The following is a 3,553-nucleotide window of genomic DNA, read 5'->3' as shown; positions in this document are numbered from 1 at the left end:
CCGATACGAAGCTCACCTGCGGTCCGGGGGTGCTTGTCAAGGCATCTTTCCCGCCTTGACAAGCACCCCCGAACCGTCAGCACAATCCAGCTTCGGGGTGCCCCACGCAACCACCACGGCAATGTCGCCGCCAGGCGACGAGCCGCCGCACAGACCAAAACCAGCCCCCGAGTACCGGAAGTTCCCACCTCCGTCCATACCGCGTTACCTCCCCATCACCAGCGGTGAGCCTCAATACCGGATGGTCTTGGTCGTGACCGTGATCAGCGTCGGAGTCACCCCACCCGCAAAACCAACCCCAGCCCCCAGCCCCAAGACCCAGCCCCGACGAGCAACCCGCCTAGCAGTCCTAGGCGACTCCACCGCCGTAGGACTAGGCGACCCCCTCCCCAACCGAGGCGGCTGGCGAGGCGTGGGCCCCTTGGTCGCGGAAGCCCTGGGCATCACCGAAGACGGCTACCTGAACCCGTCGTTCACCGGTGCCCGCACGTCCTGCGTGCGCACCGACCAACTCCCGCAAACCATCGCCCATCGCCCAGACATCGCCCTGGTCGTAGTAGGCATGAACGACACCCTCCGCCCGGACTTCAACGCGGACAACATCGCAGCGGACCTCACCGCGATCGTCCGCGAACTGACCGCGATCGGAACCACCGTCCTCCCAGTGCGTTTCCACGACCACAGCAAGGTCTTCCGCCTCCCGCCGTCCCTGAAGCGAGCCCTCAGCGCCCGCATAACGGAACTGAACGAGGCAATCGACCGAGTAGTGGAAACAGAAGGCATCGCCTGCCTGAACCTGGACACTCTCCCCGGCGCCTACGACCTCACCGTCTGGAGCGTCGACCGCCTGCACCCTTCCGAACTCGGCCACCGCATGCTCGCCGAAGGTTTCGCAAACCTAGCCGCAGCAGCCGGTTTCGAGGTGCCGCAACCAGTGAGCCTCATCTGCTCCGGCGGAGTCGAGCCAAGCGCAGCTGCGCACTTCGGCTGGCTCGTGGCCAAAGGCGTGCCGTGGCTCTGGCGGCGAGGCCGGGAGTTCCTGCCCTACGCCGCGGTCATCATGTGGCGCTCGTTCCGCGAGCGCGTGGGCTGAATACCCGCAACGCCTCCGCATCCGACGCCGGATTCCGTACGAAATAGTCGCTCCAGCCCTCGATTCCGGGATACTCCGACGTCTCCGCCAACTCCCGGCACACGGCCTCCGCATCGTAAGCAGTGCGCCGCAACTCGACGCCAGGACCGAGCCGCGCCCAGTGTGCACCCGTTGTGCCATAAGGCATTCCGACGCTGCCGGGGTTCACGATCCGGCAGCGGTCGGCCAATCGCAGGAACGGCATGTGGGTATGCCCGCAGACCACCGTCTCCGCCGTGACGCCGTCCAAGACCTCCGCCCAGCGCGACAACGGGCTGTCCACGAGCGCGACCTCTTCGTCGTCGCGCGGAGTGGCGTGGCAGAACAGCACTTCGCCGAGCCCGTCGATTTCGAGCGTCACCGTCAACGGCAACCCGTCGAGCAGCGCCACCTGATCCGGCCGCAGCTGCGTCGCCGCCCACGGGCCGATCGGGTCCGGGATCTTGGTGGGGCCGCCGCCCGCGAGCGTGACGAGTTCGCGATCGGCGTTGCCGCGGACCCACACCGCGCGGTCGCGGAGCGAAAGCAGCCGGTCGAGCGTCTGCCGGGGCAGCGGTCCGGCCGCGAGATCGCCGCACAGGACCACCAGGTCGGCGGCGTGGACGTCGGGTTCGGCGAGGACCGCGTCGAGCGCGGGCAGCACGCCGTGGATATCGGACAGCACCGCGACCGAGGAGACCATCGCCCCAGTCTGCCCCTCCGGCGGCGCTGCGGGGCCGGGCGAGCGGGATTGTCGGGGTGGTCGGATACCGTCGTCGGCGTGGCACAGGACGAACTCTTCACGGTGAACCCCGACGTGGGGCCGCCGCCGGAACCCTCCGGAGCGAACCAGGCCGAACCGCAGGCCGACCCGGCGACGTCGCCGCTCGCGGTCCGGATGCGGCCGCGCACGCTCGACGAGGTGGTCGGGCAGCAGCACCTGCTGCGCGAAGGGGCCCCGCTGCGCCGGCTGGTCGAGGGGGCCGCTCCGGCGTCCGTGCTGCTCTACGGCCCGCCCGGCACCGGCAAGACCACGCTGGCGAACCTGGTGTCGATCGCCACCGGACGCCGGTTCGTCGCGATGTCCGCGCTGTCGGCGGGCGTCAAGGAGGTGCGCGGCGTCATCGAGGAGGCGCGGCGGCGCAGGCAGTACAACACCGAGAACACCGTCCTGTTCATCGACGAGGTGCACCGGTTCTCCAAGACCCAGCAGGACGCGCTGCTCGGCGCGGTCGAGGACCGCACGGTGCTGCTGGTGGCGGCGACCACGGAGAACCCGTCGTTCTCGGTGGTGTCGCCGCTGTTGTCGCGGTCCTTGGTGCTGCAGTTGCGGCCGCTCACCGACGACGACATCGTCGCGGTGCTGGAGCGAGCGCTGACCGACGAGCGCGGGCTTGGCGGCGAGCTCACGTTGACGGATGATGCGCGGGCGCACCTCGTGCGGCTGGCCGGCGGTGACGCGCGCCGTGCGCTCACGGCGCTGGAGGCAGCCGCGGATGCCGCGTCCGCTACCGAGAACAAGACGATCGACCTTGCCGTTGTCGAGTCCACTGTGGACAAGGCGGCGGTGCGGTACGACCGCGACGGTGATCAGCACTACGACGTGATCAGTGCGTTCATCAAGTCGATCCGCGGGTCGGATGTCGACGCGGCGTTGCACTACCTGGCGCGGATGATCGAGGCGGGGGAGGATCCCCGGTTCCTCGCGCGGCGGTTGGTGGTGCACGCGAGCGAGGATGTCGGGCTGGCGGATCCGACGGCGTTGCAGGCGGCGGTCGCGGCGGCGCACGCGGTGCAGTTCATCGGGATGCCGGAGGGGCGGCTCGCGTTGGCGCAGGCGACGATCCATCTGGCTACGGCGCCTAAGTCGAACGCGGTGGTCACAGCCATTGATACGGCGTTGAGCGACGTTCGGTCGGGGGCTATCGGGACGGTGCCGCCGCATCTGCGGGACGGGCACTACGCGGGGGCGAAGCAACTCGGCAACGCTCAGGGGTACCGGTATCCGCACAACGTGCCGGAGGGGGTGCTGGCTCAGCAGTATCCGCCGGACGAGCTGGTGGGGCGGGATTACTACGAGCCTACGCAGCGTGGCGGGGAGCGGACGCTGGCTGAGCGGGTGCCTCGGTTGCGGCGGACGATCCGGGGCGAGCGGCAGGGGTGAGTGTGCCGGTCAGCGGTCGGTGAGTGAAGGTCGCCACTTTCTTCCGGTGGCGGGGGAACATTCGGGGGTCTCGTCGGTTGCTCCTCTTCAAGGAGAGGGGGCGGCGATGACGTTGTTGACCGTCTGGCCTGATGACCAGCCTGGGCATGTGCTGCTGCGGACTGAGGACACTGGGGCGATTGTCGCCGAGTTGGGGCGGGTGGGGGCTGGGTTTGCTCGGTGGCCCCTGGTTGAGGGTGGCTCTGACGGCTCTGACGGGGGCTTGGTGGGTCGGTATC

The 3,553-nt window shown here is 69.1% G+C and carries 3 protein-coding genes; 2 read left to right on the top strand and 1 reads right to left on the bottom strand.

Features of this window, described 5'->3' with window-relative positions; all coding sequences use genetic code 11:
• Nucleotides 1-241: 241 nt before the first annotated feature.
• Nucleotides 242-1,093, top strand: a complete 852-nt coding sequence (locus tag PUT80_RS46120) for an SGNH/GDSL hydrolase family protein (RefSeq protein ID WP_275295909.1) — start codon at nucleotides 242-244, stop codon at nucleotides 1,091-1,093.
• On the opposite strand, the gene PUT80_RS46115 is transcribed toward PUT80_RS46120, so the two are convergent.
• The gene (locus PUT80_RS46115) at nucleotides 1,059-1,814 is read right to left on the bottom strand and encodes a metallophosphoesterase family protein (RefSeq protein ID WP_275295908.1); all 756 of its coding nucleotides are present in this window, start codon (nucleotides 1,812-1,814) and stop codon (nucleotides 1,059-1,061) included. The genes PUT80_RS46120 and PUT80_RS46115 overlap by 35 nt on opposite strands.
• Before the next feature lie 78 nt (nucleotides 1,815-1,892).
• On the opposite strand from PUT80_RS46115, the gene PUT80_RS46110 reads away from it, so the two are divergent.
• Nucleotides 1,893-3,275 (top strand): replication-associated recombination protein A, encoded by a 1,383-nt coding sequence (locus PUT80_RS46110; RefSeq protein ID WP_037818985.1) that lies wholly within the window; start codon nucleotides 1,893-1,895, stop codon nucleotides 3,273-3,275.
• The last annotated feature ends 278 nt before the right edge of the window (nucleotides 3,276-3,553 follow it).

The organism is Amycolatopsis sp. La24 (assembly GCF_029087445.1).
Lineage (GTDB): Bacteria > Actinomycetota > Actinomycetes > Mycobacteriales > Pseudonocardiaceae > Amycolatopsis > Amycolatopsis nivea.
The sequence above is the reverse complement of the archived record's forward strand: the minus strand, read 5'-3'. Positions and strand labels throughout refer to the sequence as shown.